The following is a 15004-nucleotide window of genomic DNA, read 5'->3' as shown; positions in this document are numbered from 1 at the left end:
CGCGAACAGCGGCGCAATGCCGCTGAAGGAGGTCAAGCGGGAGCGTTTTCGTCCGCCCCGTGCGGGCATCCTGTGTGCTCGCGCCTCAAGTATAGGCGGGGCATTTCCGCTTGCAACCAGCGGGCCGGCCGCTACCGCGCAGGTGACGCCTGCCTGACATATCCGGTTACGTTTTCGCAGTGCAACAAAATTCTGGCACTCTGCTATAATCCGCGCCGTGAGTTTCGCAACTGTGAGATCCGCCAAGCGCCCGGCTTCCTGCCCGGCGAATCCGCTGCCCTCCCAAGCTCTGTTTCCTCGCTGCCGGACGCCTAGTCATCACAATATGGCCCCAGCCGCCCAGCAGAACGCACCGCTCACCTGACGTCGCCTCGTCTCCGATCCTGTTGAACAGCCTGAACTGAGCTGTTTGCCTGCCAGGGACATGGCCGGACCGCCCCGCGGTTACCAGCCACCACCCTGCCTGCCGCCGTACTGCCAGCTGTGTCTGTCGTAACGGCCTCACCGATTGGCGCCGAAGCCTTTTTAAGACTTTGCACTGCGCCCACCCCATTCTGCATTTCGGGGTGCCATGCATTTATTTGACCATTCCGACATGACCCAGCACGACATTCGTGCGGAGCAAGCTATTGCCTCCGCGACCGACGCTTCGATCACTTCCGACGCTGCCCAGATTATCGAGAGCCCGCTCGACAAGCTCGACGCCATGCTCAACGGCAGCCCGGCAGCCGAAGCCCAGGCCGCCACTGAAACCGCAGCGACCGAAAGCGGCTTTGCCAAGCTTGGCCTCGACGCGGCCATCCTGCGCGCGCTTTCCGAACTGAACTACAACACGCCGACCCCGGTGCAGGCCCAGGCCATCCCCGCCTTCCTGGCCGGCCGCGACCTGCTGGTGTCGAGCCAGACCGGCTCGGGCAAGACTGCGGCCTTCATGCTGCCCGCAATCCAGCGCATCAGCGAAATGCCGGCGCCCCAGCGCTCGACCGAGCCCGCCAAGCGCATGAAGGGCAAGCGCCCCCGTCCGGCCCCGGCCCAGCCGGCGCTGCTGGTGCTGACGCCGACGCGCGAACTGGCGCTGCAGGTGACCGAGGCCGCCGCCAAGTACGGCCGCAACCTGCGTCGCATCGTCTGCGCCAGCATCCTGGGCGGCATGCCCTACCCCAAGCAGCTGGCCGCGCTGGCCAAGATGCCTGACATCCTGGTGGCGACGCCGGGCCGCCTGCTCGACCATATCGACGCCGGCCGCATCGACCTGTCGGCGCTGCAGATGCTGGTGTTCGACGAGGCCGACCGCATGCTCGACATGGGCTTTGCCGACGACATCGACGCCATCGTCAACGCCACCCCGGCTTCGCGCCAGACGCTGATGTTCTCGGCCACGCTGGATGCGCGCATCGCCCAGCTGGCCTCGCGCCAGCTGAAGGACCCGCAGCGCATCGAGATCGCCGCGGCCCGCGCCGACCAGAGCCATATCGAGCAGCGCCTGCACTTCACCGACGACATGTCGCACAAGGAGCGCCTGCTGGACCACCTGCTGCGCGACGCGTCGCTCAAGCAGGCGATCGTCTTCACCGCGACCAAGCGCGATGCCGATTCGCTGGCCGAGCGCCTGTCCGACACCGGCTTCTCGGCCGGCGCGCTGCACGGCGACATGACCCAGGGCGCGCGCAACCGCACCCTGACCGCGCTGCGCCGCGGCAACCTGCGCGTGCTGGTGGCCACCGACGTGGCCGCGCGCGGCATCGACGTGCCCGATATCACCCACGTGGTCAACTTCGACCTGCCCAAGCAGGCCGAGGACTACGTGCACCGCATCGGCCGTACCGGCCGCGCGGGCCGCTCGGGCATCGCCATCAACCTGGTCAACCACAACGACATGTTCCAGTGGCGCCGGATCGAGCGCTTCACCAACCAGCGCGTCGACGCGTCGGTGATCGAAGGCCTGGAGCCGCGCCGCGCGCCCAAGCCGCGCTCGAACTTCGGCGGCAAGCCGGGTGGCGGCCGCGGTGACTTCCGTGGCAACGGCGGCGGCAATGGCGGCTACCGTGGCGGCGAGCGCAGCTTCGGCGACCGCAAGTTCGGCGGCGACAACCGTGCCGGCTTCGGCGAGCGCAAGTTCGGCGGCGAGAGCCGCGGCTTCGGCAATCGCACGGAAGGCGCGCGCCCGTTCGGCGACGACAACCGTGGCGGCTTCGGCAACCGTGAAGGCGGCTACCGCGGCCAGGGCGGCGGCTTCCGCGGCGCCAGCGACGGTGCCCGCGGTTTCGGCAACCGCGAAGGCGGTCGTCCGTTCGGCGACGATCCGCGCGGCGGCTTCGGCAACCGTGACGGCAACCGCGGCTTCGGCGAAGGCCGTGGCAACGGCGGCGGCTACCGTGGCAATGGCGGCAACGGCGAAGGCCGCAGCTTCGGCAACCGCGACGGCAACCGCGGCTTTGGCGGCGGCTTCGCCGGCAACGGCGGCGGCAACCGCAACAGCCGCTCGCGCTACGAGCGCTGATCGCGCGGTGCGCTTGCGCGCACCTGCCGGATAGCAAACAGGGCACCCTCGGGTGCCCTGTTTTTTTCTGCTGGCGCGGTACTTACATCGCGCAGGTGCGGAAGCCGATGAAGGACAGGTCGTCCTCGGGCAGCCGCGCCCAGCGGGCGCGCACATGGCGCAGCCGCGCCGGGCTGGCGAACGACACTCCCCGCACCGCCTGGTGCGTGCCGAAGCGCCCCACCATGTCGCCATCGGACGGGGCGGCGACAAAGCCGGCATACGGCTCGTACGGCGTCGCGGTCCACTCGCGCAATGCGCCCCACTGCAGGCCGCGGTTCTGGGTCGCGGCGAGTTCCCATTCCGATTCCGCCGGCAGGCGCCGCCCGGCCCAGACGCACCACGCCTGCGCCTCGTACAGCGTGACATGGCGCACCGCCTCGTCGGGGTTGAGCGTGCGCAGCGTGCCGAAGCGCTCCAGCATCCATGTGCGCGACTCCGGATGGCGCGACCAGTAGCGCGGTGCGGAACGTTCCTGCGTCATCAGCCATTGCCGTCCCGCCGACGACCACCAGGCCGGATGCTCGTAGCCGCCGTCCTCGACAAATTCCAGGAACTGCGCGTTGCTGACCAGCGCCATGTCGATTTCAAACGCGGGCACGTAGGTCGGCTGCGGCGGCAGTTCGTCGGGCCAGGCAAAGCCGTCGGCATCGCTCCAGCCGAGCGTGAAGCGCCCGCCCGGGAAATGCAGCGTGCCGCCATGTCCGGCGGCCGCCGCCGGCGCCGCCCCGGCGGCTTCGGCGGGGGCCATGCCAAGCGCCTGCAGCAGCGCGGCCACGCCCTCGCCCTGCGCGTCTTCATGCAGCAGCGCGCGGCGGAACGGGTACAGGGTCAGGTCGGTGTCGTCGGGCAGCAGCGCGATCCGGCGCAGCACGCCGTCGAGCACCTCGGCGGCATAGCGCTTGACCACCGCGACGTCGGGCAGCGCGATCTCCCAGCGCTCCTCGGGCCCGATGCGGTCGGGATCGAGCCATTCATCGGCGCCGTCCAGCAGCGACGGCTCCGACGCCACCGGCACCGGCACGCCGCCGCGATCGACCTGGCGTACGCCGCGCAGGCACCACCACTCCGCATGCCAGGCAACGTGGCCGAGGGTCCACAGCGGCGGATCGGCATCGTGCTGGCGCGGCACGTCCCAGGCGCGGCGGGTCTGCCCGAACGGCGCCAGCCACGCCAGCGTGCGGCTGCGCGTGTCGACCAGGGCCTGCGCCAGCCCTTCGCGCGGCAGCCGGCGCGGGTCCGACCACGTCGCCTTGCCGCCGGTGAAGTAGAGATCGGGAAGCATGGGAAAGCCGCTCATCGGGGGAAGTCCGCGCAGGGAATGGAGGGTGGCCAGGCAGCGGTCCGTACAGCCGCGGGCAACCGGCGCAACCGGGGCGACCGGGGCAGCCACGGCCCGCAGGCGGCGCGCCGTGGCACGCCGCGCCGGACTGCGGCCATTATGACACTACCCGACCGGCAGGCCGGTCAGCCGCGCGCGTGGAACACCGCGAACCAGCCGCGCGGATCGGACCAGTACACCGGGTCGTCGAAGCCGGCGGCTTCGAGCAGCAGCGCGAAGTCCTCCGGGCGGTACTTGTACGAATCCTCGGTATGGATGCGCTCGCCGGCGGCGAACTCGCGCGCGCCGCCGTCCCATTGCACGCGCACGTCGCGGCATGCCTGCAGGTGCATCTGGATGCGCGAGGCCTCGCGGTCGAAGCTGGCCTGGTGGCGCCAGTCGTCCAGCGCGAAATCGGTGCCCACGATACGGTTCACGTTGCGCAGCACATTGCGGTTGAAGGCCGCGGTGACGCCCAGCGCATCGTCATAGGCCGATACCAGCGTGGCCTCGTCCTTGTGCAGGTCCACGCCGATCAGCACGCCGTCGCCGCGCCCGGCCGCGCCGCGCAGGCGCTGCAGCAGCGCCAGCGCCTCCACCGGGGCGAAATTGCCGATGCTCGAGCCCGGATAGAAGAACAGGCGCCTGCCGCTCCTGACCTGGGCCGGCAGGTCGAACGGCGCGCACAGGTCGGCGCCCAGCCCGAGCATCGGGATCTCGGGATGCTGCTGCTGCAGCGACGACAGCGTCGCGCGCAGGAACTCGACCGAGATATCCACCGCAACGTACTGCGCCGGGCGCAAGCTGCCGAACAGCCGCGCCGCCTTCTCGCAGTTGCCCGCGCCCAGGTCCACCAGCACGCAGCCGCTGCCGGCGCGCGCCGCGATGGCGGGCGCCGCGCTGGCAAAGATCGCGGCCTCGGTGCGGGTCGGGTAGTACTCGGGCAGGTCGGTGATGGCTTCGAAAAGGCGCGAACCCAGCACGTCGTAAAAGAACTTGGGACTGATCGCCGCCTGCGCGGCGCGCAGCCCGGACAGCACCTGCTCGCGCAGCGCGCCGCTGTCTTCGCGGTACTGCTGCACCAACTCCGGCTGCGGCGGGCGCTGCGCGCGGCCATTGGCCAGCGCCACCAGCGCCGGCGGCGCCACGGCATGGCCGTTATGGTGGTTCAGGGGCGGGAGGGGGGTCTGCGGGGCTTTGTGGCGTGCGGGAGGGTTGGGCGGGTTCGGGACAACCGGCATGTCGTTTCCTTGTGTGGTCGCAAATGGGCACTGCTTCACTGCGTATTCCCCAAGGCCGCGCTGTGCATGTCGTGCGCGCCGGTCTCCGCAATGCGCGCCTGTGCTGTCCGGGACGCATCGGTCGGAGCCGAACCTCAAGGATAGGCCGATCCGGCGGATCGCGCAGCCCCATGGCGGGCCCGATACAAAATCGCCGCAAACGCGCCGCTCACGTGCAGTCAACGCGCCGTCGCGCCGGAGCGCCCGCGCGGCGCGCCCGGGCGAGACGATTACGGCACCCCGGCGAACTTGAGTCAGTATCTTTCCTAATTCGGCATGTCCCTTGCAGTTCGTTTATAATCCCGCCCAGCGCGGCCCCTGAACGGGTCGTGTCCCTCAAAGGGGAGTAGCTCCGGGGCTTTGCCCTTAGCACAATCGTCATTCCGGGACCGCAGTCTCCGGTTGTGCTGACAACCGGCGCGCATACCGCGCCAGTGGTCGAGCAAGACCTTTGCAACCTGGACTTCATGGTTTGCAAAGGCGCCCCCACGCTCCCGTGCACGTGAATCCAGGCGAACCCAATGCGCGCGCTTGCGCTGATTCGTACCTGAGGAGAGTTCATGGAGTGGTTTACCGATCTGTTCACGATGCAGTTCCTGACGGCGCTGCTGTCCATCGTCGTCATTGACCTGGTGCTGGCCGGGGACAATGCCATCGTGATCGCGCTGGCGGCACGCAACCTGCCGCCCCACCTGCAGAAGAAGGCCATTATCTGGGGTACCGTGGGTGCCGTGGTGGTCCGCTCGGCCATGACGATCGGCGTGGTCTGGCTGCTGAAGGTCCCCGGGCTGATGCTGGTGGGCGGCCTGGCGCTGGTGTGGATCGCCTACAAGCTGCTGTCCGACGACAGCGGCGGCGACGAGCATGGCACCGGCGCCTCGACCCTGTGGGGCGCGATGAAGACCATCATCATCGCCGACGCGGTGATGGGCGTGGACAACGTGCTGGCCGTGGCCGGCGCCGCCCACGGCAGCTTCCTGCTGGTGGTGCTGGGCCTGCTGATCAGCATCCCCATCGTGGTGTGGGGCTCGAGCCTGGTGCTCAAGCTGATGGCCCGCTTCCCGGTCATCATCTACGTGGGCGCCGGCGTGCTGGCCTTCACGGCGGTCAAGATGATCGTGCACGAGCCGATGATCAAGGCGTTCTTCGAAGCCAACCCGGTGGTCAACTGGGGCCTGTACGTGCTGATCGTCGGCGGCGTGCTGGGTGCCGGCTACCTGGTGCAGAAGCGCCGCGAGCAGCAGCAGGAGCCGGCCGGCAGCCACTAAGCCTGCCCCGGCGCCAGGGCCTCGCGCCCTGGCCCTGCCGCAAAGGACGGGCCGCCCGCAAGGGGCGGCCCGTCTTGCTTTAAAATGCCGGTTTCGCGGGCCCAGGCGCCCGCGCCACCTTCCATCCCGCCCCGCGCCGATGAAACAGTACCTCGACTTCATGCGCCATGTTTACGAGCATGGCACCGACAAGGCCGACCGCACCGGCACCGGCACGCGCTCGGTGTTCGGCTACCAGATGCGCTTCGACCTGCGCGAAGGCTTCCCGGTGGTGACCACCAAGAAGCTGCACCTGAAGTCGATCATCTATGAACTGCTGTGGTTCCTGCAGGGCTCGACCAATGTGCGCTGGCTGCAGGAGCACGGCGTCACCATCTGGGACGAGTGGGCCGACGAGCACGGCGAACTGGGCCCGGTCTACGGCTCGCAATGGCGTTCGTGGCCGGCCCCGGACGGCCGCCATATCGACCAGATCTCCGAGCTGGTGGCGCAGATCCGCGCCAACCCGGATTCGCGCCGCCTGATCGTGTCGGCCTGGAACGTCGCCGACATCCCGCGCATGAAGCTGCCGCCCTGCCATGCGTTCTTCCAGTTCTACGTGGCCGACGGCCGGCTCTCGTGCCAGCTGTACCAGCGCAGTGCCGACATCTTCCTGGGGGTGCCGTTCAATATCGCCAGCTATGCGCTGCTGACCCATATGATGGCGCAGCAGACCGGGCTCGAAGTGGGCGACTTCATCTGGACCGGCGGCGACTGCCACTTGTACAACAACCATTTCGAACAGGTGCAGACCCAGCTGGCGCGCGAGCCGCTGGCGCTGCCGCGACTGAATATCCTGCGCCGGCCCGACAGCATCTTCGACTACCGCTACGAAGACTTCGAACTGGCGGGCTACCAGTCGCATCCCGCGATCAAGGCACCGGTGGCCGTATGACGCTGCTGACACTGGTTGTAGCACGCGCCCGCAACGGCACCATCGGCCGCGACAACACGTTGCCGTGGCGCCTGCCGGAAGACCTGGCGCACTTCAAGCGCACCACCATGGGCGCGCCCGTGATCATGGGACGCAAGACCTGGGATTCGATCGGCCGCCCGCTGCCGGGCCGGCGCAATATCGTGGTCAGCCGCAACCCCGACCTGCGCCTCGAGGGGGCCGAAGTGGCGCCTTCGCTGGAAGAAGCCCAGCGCCTGTGCGTGGGCGCCGAGCAGATCTTCCTGATCGGCGGCGCGCAGCTGTATGCCGAGGCCATGCCGAGCGCGGACCGGCTGGTGGTGACCGAGATCGACGCCGATGTGGAAGGCGATGCCTTTTTCCCCGCGATCGACCGCACCCAATGGATCGAAACCGCGCGCGAGACCCATCATTCGGCAGCGAACGGCTTCGACTACGCCTTCGTCACGTACGAGCGGCCGCCGTCGGAAGAATCGTGACCGGCGCATGAAATAAAAAAGCGGGCCGTGGCCCGCTTTTTTTTTGGATCGATGCCGCTCAGTTGCCGGCGATGGTCATCTGCTCGAGCAGGATCGAGCCGGTTTCCTTGGTGCCGCGTACCAGCGCGTCCGCGCCGATCGCGACGATCTGCCGGAACATCTCGGCCATATTGCCGGCGATGGTGATTTCCTCGACCGGATACTGGATCACGCCATTCTCGACCCAGTAGCCCGACGCGCCGCGCGAATAGTCGCCGGTCACGTAGTTGACGCCCTGCCCCATCAGCTCGGTCACCAGCAGGCCGGTGCCAAGCTTGCGCAGCATGGCGGGGAAGTCGTCGCCGGGCTGGGTCAGGCTGCTCGACAGCGTCAGGTTGTGCGAGCCGCCGGCATTGCCGGTGGTCTGCATGCCGAGCTTGCGCGCCGAATAGGTGGAGAGGAAGTAGCCCTGCACCACGCCGTCCTTGACCACATCGCGCTCGCGCGTGCGCACGCCCTCTTCGTCGAACGGGGCGCTACCCATGGCGCCCGGGACATGCGGCTGCTCGTGGATCTGAATATGCGGAGCGAACACGGCCTGGCCCAGCGAATCGCACAGGAAGGTGGACTTGCGGTACAGCGCGCCGCCCGACACCGCCTGCACGAAGGCGCCCAGCAGCCCCGCGGCCAGCGGCGCCTCGAACAGCACCGGGCAGCGGCGCGTCGACAGCTTGCGCGCCTGCAGCCGCGCCAGCGCGCGCTCGGCGGCGTAGCGGCCGATGTCCTCGGGCGCGGCCAGCGCCAGCGGCGAGCGCTTGGACGAATACCAGTCGTCGCGCTGCATGCCGCTGCCGCTGCCGGCGATCGGCGCGCACGAGATGAAATGGCGCGAATACGGATAGCCGCCGGTGAAGCCGCGCGTGGTCGCCAGCACGAACTGCGAATGCTGGGCCGAGACGCTGGCGCCGTCGCTGTTGCGGATGCGCGGCGATACCGCGAAGGCGGCCGCCTCGGCGCGGGTGGCGATGTCGATCGCGGCTTCGGCGTCGAGCGCCCACGGGTGGAACAGGTCCAGGTCCTGCGGCGCGCGCTCCAGCAGTTCCTCTTCGGCGAGGCCGGCGCAGTCATCCTCCGCGGTGAAGCGGGCGATGTTGTAGGCCGCCTCGGCGGTGGCGCGCAGCGCGGCCGGCGAGAAGTCCGAGGTGCTGGCGTTGCCGCGGCGCTTGCCGATCATCACCGTGACCCCGACCACCTTGTCGCGGTTCTGCTCGATGGTCTCGACCTGGCCCTTGCGCACCGACACCGACAGGCCGCTGCCTTCGGAGATCTCGGTGGCGGCGTCGGTCGCCCCCAGTTCGCGTGCCACCCGCAGCACATCGGCGGCCATCTCGCTGAGCTGGGCCTGGGTGTAGGTGAAATGCGCGGTCTGTTCGGCGATCTGGTCCATGCTGGGCGGGTGTCATCAAAAGTCCAAGCGGCAATCATAGCAAGATAAAATGCCGGCCATGACGCGAAATTCCCGTAACCACCAAGGCTCGCGCTTTCCCGGAGGCTTTGCCCCCGAGCCGGAAGACGACGAACCGAAAAGCAAGTCGCAGCGCAAGCGCGACATGACCGCCCTGCAGGACCTCGGCGCCGAGCTCGAGGCGCTGGCCAAGGACCGCCTGGCGCGCGTGCCGATGCCCGAAGCGCTCGCCGACGCCATCCGCGAGGCGCGCCGGATCAACAGCCATGAAGGCAAGCGCCGCCAGATGCAGTACGTGGGAAAGATCATGCGCGGCCTCGAGGACGAAGAGGTCGAGGTGATCCGGCAAGCGCTGGAAGGCTTCAAGGGCACCAGCAAGGCCGAAACCGCCCGCATGCATCTGATCGAGCGCTGGCGCGAGCTGCTGCTGGCCGACGACGCGGCGCTGACGCGCTTCCTCGGCGAGCATCCCGGCATCGACGTGCAGGCGCTGCGCAACACCATCCGCAACGCGCGCAAGGAAAAAGAGCTGGGCAAGCCGCCGCGCTATTTCCGCGAGCTGTTCCAGGCGATCAAGACGGCGCTCGACGTGAAGGATGGCAAGGCCGGCGCCGCCGAGGACCAACCCCCTACCCCGGAGCCCGAGGCATGACCCAGACCACGCAGCCGGTAGTCCGCAACCATCCCGACGAACTCGTCGTCGGCTTCGTTTCGATCTCGGACCGTGCCTCGGCCGGCACCTACCAGGACGAGGGCATCCCGGCGCTGCGCGACTGGTTCGGGCGCACGCTGACCTCGCCCTGGCAGGCGGTGGAGCGGCTGATCCCGGACGAGCAGGCGCAGATCTCGCGCACGCTGATCGAACTGGTCGACGTCGCCGGCTGCGACCTGGTGCTGACCACCGGCGGCACCGGCCCGGCGCGCCGCGACGTGACCCCCGAGGCCACGCTGGCGGTGGCGACCAAGGAAATGCCGGGATTCGGCGAGCAGATGCGCCAGGTCAGCCTGCATTTCGTGCCGACCGCGATCCTGTCGCGCCAGGTCGCGGTCATCCGCGAGACCGCCAGCCGCGCGGCGCTGATCATCAACCTGCCCGGCCAGCCGCGCGCCATCCGCGAAACCCTGGAAGGCCTGCGCGACGCCGACGGCAAGCCGGTGGTGCAGGGCATCTTTGCCGCGGTGCCGTATTGCATCGACCTCATCGGCGGGCCCTACATGGAAACCGACGAGGCCATCGTCAAGGCCTGGCGGCCCAAGAACGCCGTGCGGACCAGGCCCGCGGCCTGACCCGGACTGACGGTCCCGCCCGCCGGCACGCGCCGCGCGGGCGTGCCGCCCTCAGCGCAGGCCCAGGTACAGCCCCACCGGCACGAACACCACCGCGGCGATATTGCCGAGCAGCACGATCGACGCCACCTGGTCCGGCTCCTGCCGGAAGTGGTCCGCCACCAGGAAATTCAGCACCGCCGGCGGCAACGCCGCAAACACGAACAGCAGGCCGCGCTGCAGCTCGCTCAGCGGCACCCACTGCGCCAGCGCCAGCGCCACCGCGATGCCCGTCAGCGGACATACCGCCGCGCCGACCAGCCCCATGCCCCAGTTGCGCAGGCTCACATCCTTCATGCGCACGCCCAGCGCAAACAGCATCAGCGGCACGGTGGCATCGCCCAGCAGCTTGACCGACTGGTAGACCGGGTCCGGCAGCGTGAACCACGGCCGCGCCAGCGCCAGCGCCACCCCCGCCACGGTGGCCAGCACCATCGGGTTGCGGGCGATCTGCGCCAGCGACGCATGCCGGTTGACGATCTTCATGCCGATGGTGAAGTGCATCAGGTTCGACGCCGCGAACAGCGCCACCGCCGGCGCCAGCCCGGCCGGGCCGAAGGCGAACACGGACAGCGGCAAACCCATGTTGCCGCAGTTGTTGAACATCATCGGCGGCACGAAGGTTCGCGGATCGACCTTCATCCAGCGCGCCAGCCCCCACGCCAGCACCCCCGAGCCCAGCACCACCGCCACCGCGCAACCCAGCAGCACCAGCTGGTCGGCCAGCACGAAGTCCTTGCTGACGAAGGCCGACACCACCAGCAGCGGCGCGATCACGTCCAGCGTGGCGCGGTTGATGCCCGCCATGTCCGGATGGGCGCGGCGCCCGTACAGCCACCCGACCAGGATGATCAGGATGACCGGCGTGATGATGGAGACGATGCGCTCGAGCATGGGCAGGCGGGCGGGCAACGCGCCGCCTGCACGGAACGGCGCGCCGGAAATGGTGGGATGCGTGCGGGTGCCGCGCTCCGCTTACTGCGCCGGCGTGCCGGCAGCCGGCGCCTCGCCGGAAGGCGCCGCGCCGGGCGCGGCGTGGCGGATAAAGTGGGTGCGGTAGTAGCGCAGCTCTTCCACCGACTCCAGGATGTCGGCCAGCGCCGTGTGCAGCTGGCGCTTGACGAAGCCCTTGTGGATGACCGGCTCCCAGCGCTTGCACAGCTCCTTGAGCGTGGACACGTCGAGGTTGCGGTAGTGGAAGAACGCTTCCAGCTTGGGCATGTAGCGCGCCATGAAGCGGCGGTCCTGGCAGATCGAGTTGCCGCACATCGGCGACTTGCCCGCCGGCACCCAGCGCTTGAGGAAGGCCAGCAGTTCGGCTTCGGCCTGCTCTTCGGTCAGGGTCGAGGCCTTGACCTTGTCGATCAGGCCCGAGCGGCCGTGGGTGCCCTTGTTCCAGTTGTCCATGCCGTCGAGCACGGCATCGCTCTGGTGGATCACCAGCACCGGGCCTTCGGCCAGGATATTGAGCTCGGAGTCGGTAATCACCACCGCCACTTCGATAATGCGGTCGGTATCCGGCTGCAGGCCGGTCATTTCCATGTCCAGCCAGATCAGGTTGTTTTCGCTTTTGACGGATTTGGCGGCGGCTTGGCTTGTCATCGGGACTGCGGGAGATAGGGATTTCGGGGAAGCGGCCGCGGCGGGGCCGGGCGCGAACAATTTATAATTCTCGCATATCCGTCCGGGACGGCTGACTGCGCACCAGCGCGGCGCCGTTTTCCGGAATTCCCGGACCGCCGCCTGCCCCACCCCGCGGCGCGGTCCCCACGGGCACCCGTCGCCTGCAACGACGGGCGCCCGCACCCACAAGGCGCTTGCCGATGTTCACGATTGTCTTTCTCGCCGCCCTGGTGCTGATGGTGCTGACCAAGCTGTGGCTGGCCGCGCGCCAGGTGCGCCATGTCGCGCAGCACCGCCACGCCGTGCCGGCGCGCTTTGCCGACACCATCAGCCTGGCCTCGCACCAGAAGGCCGCCGACTACACCATCGCCCGCACGCGGCTGTCGATGCTGGAGGTGCTGGCCGGCGCCGCGGTGCTGATCGCCTTCACCATGCTGGGCTTGCTGCAGTGGCTCAACCAGTTCTGGCTGGAGGCCTTCGGCCCGGGCTACGCCTACGGCGTGGCGCTGGTGGCCAGCGTGGCGCTGATCGGCGGGCTGGTCGACCTGCCGTTCTCGCTGTATGGCCAGTTCGGCATCGAGCAACGTTTCGGCTTCAACAAGATGACCTTCGGGCTGTGGCTGGCCGACCTGGTCAAGATGCTGCTGGTCGCCAGCGCGCTGGGCCTGCCGCTGCTGCTGGCGGTGCTGTGGCTGATGGAGCGCGCCGGTTCGCTGTGGTGGGTGTGGACCTGGCTGGTGTGGATGGCGTTCAACCTGTTCCTGCTGGTGGTGTTCCCGACCTTTATCGCACCGCTGTTCAACAAGTTCGAGCCGCTCGACGACGCCTCGCTGCGCCAGCGCATCGAGAGCCTGATGCAGCGCTGCGGCTTTGCCAGCAAGGGGCTGTTCGTGATGGACGGCAGCAAGCGCAGCGCGCACGGCAATGCGTACTTCACCGGTTTCGGCGCCGCCAAGCGCATCGTTTTCTTCGACACGCTGCTGTCGCGCCTGTCGGGCGACGAGATCGAGGCGGTGCTGGCGCACGAGCTGGGTCACTTCAAGCGCCGCCACGTGGCCAAGCGCATCGCCGTGACCTTCGCGCTGAGTCTGGTATTCCTGGCGCTGCTGGGCTGGCTGGCGACGCGCAGCTGGTTCTACACCGGGCTGGGGGTGGCGCCCAACCTGGGCGTGTCCAACAGCGCGCTGGCGCTGGTGCTGTTCTTCCTGACGCTGCCGGTCTTCACGTTCCTGCTGGGGCCGCTGTCGAGCCAGTCGTCGCGCCGCCATGAGTTCGAGGCCGATGCCTTTGCCGCCGACCAGACCGATGCCAGCCACCTGGTGTCGGCGCTGGTGAAGCTGTACAAGGACAACGCCTCGACGCTGACGCCCGACCCGCTCTACAGCGCCTTCTACTACTCGCATCCGCCCGCGGCACAGCGGATCGACCGCCTGCTGGCGCACGCATGAGCCGCGCCACGCGTCACCGCAACGCCGGGGGCGGCACCCCGGCCGGCAACCCGACCGAATCCGCGCTGATCATCGCCGCCCACGGCCGCCACTACGTGGTCGAGCTGGAGGACGGCGCGCGCATGCACGCCTTCCCGCGCGGCAAGAAGAGCGACTGCGCGGTGGGCGACCACGTCAGCGTCGAGCGCGCCGCCGCCGACCAGTGCGTGATCACCGGGGTTTCGCCGCGCAAGAACCTGCTGCACCGCTCGGACCAGTTCAAGTCCAAGCTGCTGGCGGCCAATATCGACCAGGTCATCATCGTGCTGGCCACCGAGCCGGGTTTCTCCGAAGACCTGCTCGGGCGCGCGCTGGTCTCGGCCGAGGCGCTCGGGATCCGGCCGCTGGTGGTGCTCAACAAGACCGACCTGCCCGAGCGGCTGGAAGAAGCGCGCGGCCGCCTGGCGCTGTACCGCGGGCTGGGCTACGACACGCTGGAGCTGTCGGTGCGCGCCGATCCGGCGCAGGCGCTGGCCGCGCTGCGGCCGCGCGTGGCGGGGCTGGCCAGCATCCTGATCGGCCAGTCGGGCATGGGCAAGTCGTCGCTGCTGAACCTGCTGATCCCGGGCGTCGACGCGCAGACCCGCGAGATCTCGGCCAAGCTCGATTCGGGCAAGCACACCACCACCTTCACCCGGCTCTACCATCTGCCGCAGGACTGGGGTACCGTCGATGGGCGCCAGGGGGCGCTGATCGATTCGCCGGGCTTCCAGGAGTTCGGCCTCTACCATCTCAGCGAGGGCATGCTGGAACGCGCCTTCCCCGAGTTCCGCCCGCTGCTGACCGCGTGCCGCTTCTACAACTGCCATCACGTCAACGAGCCAGGCTGCGGCGTGCTGGCCGCGGTGGCCGCCGGCGACATCTCGGAACGCCGGCACCAGCTCTACACGCAGTTGCTGCACGAATCCAGCCAGCAGAAACCGTGGTGAAGCCGTGGTAAGGTAAGCGCACCAGGGTTCCCGGTGCGCTGTCATGAAACTTCTGCTGTCCGCAACGTCCCTCGTCCACGCGGCCCATTGCCAAAACGTCCTGCGCGCGGCCGGCATCCGGGCGGAACTGCGCAATACCTGGCTGGCCGGCGCGACCGGCGAAATCCCGTTCCGCGAGAGCGCGCCGCAGGTGTGGCTGGTGGACGACGAGATGGAGGCGCAGGCGTGGGCGGTGCTCAATGCCGCGGCCAACCCGGTGCCGGGGCCCAGCTGGCAATGCGACCGTTGCGGCGAATGGCACGAGGCGCAGTTCGGCGCGTGCTGGCGCTGCGGCGCGGCCCGCGCCTGACCTGCCT

The 15004-nt window shown here is 68.9% G+C and carries 14 protein-coding genes; 9 read left to right on the top strand and 5 right to left on the bottom strand.

Features of this window, described 5'->3' with window-relative positions:
• Positions 1-595 precede the first annotated feature (595 nt).
• On the top strand, positions 596-2500 hold the full coding sequence (locus GA0116996_RS02965; protein ID WP_092307131.1) for a DEAD/DEAH box helicase: 1905 nt from the start codon (positions 596-598) through the stop codon (positions 2498-2500).
• Between the two features lie 82 nt (positions 2501-2582).
• Here GA0116996_RS02965 and GA0116996_RS02960 read toward each other — a convergent pair whose 3' ends face one another.
• Together GA0116996_RS02960 and egtD are read right to left on the bottom strand one after the other, a co-directional pair.
• A complete protein-coding gene (locus GA0116996_RS02960) occupies positions 2583-3839 on the bottom strand; it encodes an SUMF1/EgtB/PvdO family nonheme iron enzyme (protein WP_092307129.1) in 1257 nt (418 codons plus the stop codon).
• Positions 3840-4006: 167 nt separating this feature from the next.
• Positions 4007-5101, bottom strand: a complete 1095-nt coding sequence (gene egtD / locus GA0116996_RS02955) for an L-histidine N(alpha)-methyltransferase (RefSeq protein WP_092307127.1) — start codon at positions 5099-5101, stop codon at positions 4007-4009.
• 599 nt (positions 5102-5700) lie between these two features.
• On the opposite strand from egtD, the gene GA0116996_RS02950 reads away from it, so the two are divergent.
• The 3 genes from GA0116996_RS02950 to GA0116996_RS02940 all read left to right on the top strand — a co-directional run bounded on the left by GA0116996_RS02950 (position 5701) and on the right by GA0116996_RS02940 (position 7839).
• Entirely contained in the window at positions 5701-6408 is a 708-nt protein-coding gene (locus tag GA0116996_RS02950; protein WP_092307126.1) for a TerC family protein, read from the top strand.
• 139 nt (positions 6409-6547) lie between these two features.
• Positions 6548-7342: a thymidylate synthase gene (locus GA0116996_RS02945; RefSeq protein ID WP_092307124.1), complete on the top strand. Its 795-nt coding sequence runs from the start codon at positions 6548-6550 to the stop codon at positions 7340-7342.
• Positions 7339-7839, top strand: coding sequence for a dihydrofolate reductase (locus tag GA0116996_RS02940; RefSeq protein ID WP_092307122.1), 501 nt, complete (start codon positions 7339-7341; stop codon positions 7837-7839). The genes GA0116996_RS02945 and GA0116996_RS02940 overlap by 4 nt, the downstream gene beginning before the upstream one ends.
• A 58-nt stretch (positions 7840-7897) precedes the next feature.
• On the opposite strand, the gene pmbA is transcribed toward GA0116996_RS02940, so the two are convergent.
• Complete coding sequence (gene pmbA / locus GA0116996_RS02935) at positions 7898-9265, bottom strand: metalloprotease PmbA (RefSeq protein ID WP_092307120.1); 1368 nt, start codon at positions 9263-9265, stop codon at positions 7898-7900.
• Between the two features lie 58 nt (positions 9266-9323).
• Here pmbA and yjgA point away from each other — a divergent pair, with 58 nt between their 5' ends.
• Positions 9324-9935 carry a ribosome biogenesis factor YjgA gene (gene yjgA / locus GA0116996_RS02930; RefSeq protein ID WP_279327330.1) on the top strand — a complete coding sequence of 204 codons (612 nt, stop codon included), beginning with the start codon at positions 9324-9326 and terminating at the stop codon, positions 9933-9935.
• Entirely contained in the window at positions 9932-10570 is a 639-nt protein-coding gene (mog, locus tag GA0116996_RS02925; RefSeq protein ID WP_092307116.1) for a molybdopterin adenylyltransferase, read from the top strand. Before yjgA ends, mog begins: the two co-directional genes overlap by 4 nt.
• A gap of 51 nt (positions 10571-10621) precedes the next feature.
• Here mog and GA0116996_RS02920 read toward each other — a convergent pair whose 3' ends face one another.
• Together GA0116996_RS02920 and orn are read right to left on the bottom strand one after the other, a co-directional pair.
• Positions 10622-11503, bottom strand: coding sequence for an AEC family transporter (locus tag GA0116996_RS02920; protein WP_092307115.1), 882 nt, complete (start codon positions 11501-11503; stop codon positions 10622-10624).
• An 81-nt stretch (positions 11504-11584) separates the two neighbouring features.
• Positions 11585-12211 carry an oligoribonuclease gene (gene orn / locus GA0116996_RS02915; protein WP_092307113.1) on the bottom strand — a complete coding sequence of 209 codons (627 nt, stop codon included), beginning with the start codon at positions 12209-12211 and terminating at the stop codon, positions 11585-11587.
• Positions 12212-12432: 221 nt separating this feature from the next.
• On the opposite strand from orn, the gene GA0116996_RS02910 reads away from it, so the two are divergent.
• From GA0116996_RS02910 to GA0116996_RS02900, 3 genes are read left to right on the top strand one after another with little or no spacing between them, the layout of a single operon-like run.
• Positions 12433-13680, top strand: a complete 1248-nt coding sequence (locus GA0116996_RS02910; protein WP_092307111.1) for a M48 family metallopeptidase — start codon at positions 12433-12435, stop codon at positions 13678-13680.
• On the top strand, positions 13677-14648 hold the full coding sequence (gene rsgA, locus GA0116996_RS02905) for a ribosome small subunit-dependent GTPase A (RefSeq protein ID WP_092307109.1): 972 nt from the start codon (positions 13677-13679) through the stop codon (positions 14646-14648). The genes GA0116996_RS02910 and rsgA overlap by 4 nt, the downstream gene beginning before the upstream one ends.
• 43 nt (positions 14649-14691) lie before the next feature.
• Entirely contained in the window at positions 14692-14997 is a 306-nt protein-coding gene (locus tag GA0116996_RS02900; protein ID WP_092307107.1) for a putative signal transducing protein, read from the top strand.
• Positions 14998-15004: the final 7 nt, after the last annotated feature.

This window comes from Cupriavidus alkaliphilus (assembly GCF_900094595.1).
Classification (GTDB): Bacteria; Pseudomonadota; Gammaproteobacteria; order Burkholderiales; family Burkholderiaceae; genus Cupriavidus; species Cupriavidus alkaliphilus.
This window is presented reverse-complemented; position numbering and strand designations above follow the sequence as displayed.